The sequence below is a fragment of the Roseovarius halophilus (ex Wu et al. 2025) genome, from assembly GCF_047086965.1.
Map to the genome: position 1 here is coordinate 1 of NZ_JBKOTX010000495.1, position 1,062 is coordinate 1,062.

Genomic DNA, 1,062 nt, shown 5'->3' on the forward strand with positions numbered 1-1,062 from the left:
GTCGGCTGGCTATCACACCTTCGACCTGCGTTTCTCCGACGACTTGTCAGAGGACATCAATGCAGATGGATCGTATCAATACCTCGGTCTCTTCGGTGGGTTGTCGGTCTCCGGTGAGGCGCAATATGGCGAGACACGGGTGACGCCACGTGGCGGCGTGCACCTCACCTATGCGACTGCGGCCGATGCTGATGTGACGGCCAGTATTCCAGGACGGAGCGAGGCCGGCAAAGTGAGCCTGGATGATCAGAAGGGCATCCGTTTCTTCGGTGAGGTCGGATTGGACTTCGGTGAGGAGGTGACAAAGGAAGACGATGGCACCACGCTCCTCCGCAGCTGGCATGTTGCACCGCGTATCTACTGCGACATGCCGCTTGGCACGAACGATGACGCTACATGCGGCATCGGCTCAGGCATTGAGTATCGAGTGACAGACCGTCTGGACGACACCAATTGGGGTATTGATCTTGACCTGGAGACAAGTGGTGACGTCACACGAGGCTCCATTGGTCTCTTCCACGAGCAGTCGGTATTTGGTGACAATGGTACGCTGCGGTTCGGAACCGACGTGACGCAGCAAGGTGCACCGAATGTGTCGGGTGATCTTAAGGTCGAGTGGTGAGGTGATACGAAAGTATCTAAAATTTTTACTGCGGCCGCGCTGCGGCCGCAGTATGATCAAACCTGTAAAGTGAATGGTTTGGTAAAATGACAGACATCAAACTGACCAAGGGCGGCACACATTACTTCCACCTTTTGTTGAAAACTTACTCAGGGTCGAAGAAGTCAGCTCGGCTTAACTGGCGCCAGGCCCGGCAGGCTGCAAACTACCAAATGCTAGTCGTTGCCAACGATAAGGAGATGATAAAGACCTATGGCATCCTGATCGCTACGGGCTTCATTACTGCGACCGCATTTTATGGGCATGCAGCAAGCCTTGATATAGTGCTTGGTCTTTTAATTCGGTCCCTTCTCGATCTCTGTGGGTTGCCGGGCTCATCAAGGGTTGAACGGGCGCTACATTTTGTGCGGCCGGTAGGCGCGTCCGGCGCGTAGAACTCA

At 54.7% G+C, this 1,062-nt stretch carries 2 protein-coding genes; both read left to right on the plus strand.

What is annotated here, in order from left to right; all coding sequences use genetic code 11:
- Positions 1–622 (plus strand): hypothetical protein (locus tag ACH107_RS33075; protein WP_412509823.1); only part of this gene is annotated, 622 nt, incomplete at its 5' end.
- Between the two features lie 86 nt (positions 623–708).
- A complete protein-coding gene (locus ACH107_RS33080) occupies positions 709–1,056 on the plus strand; it encodes a hypothetical protein (protein ID WP_412509824.1) in 348 nt (115 codons plus the stop codon).
- The last annotated feature ends 6 nt before the right edge of the window (positions 1,057–1,062 follow it).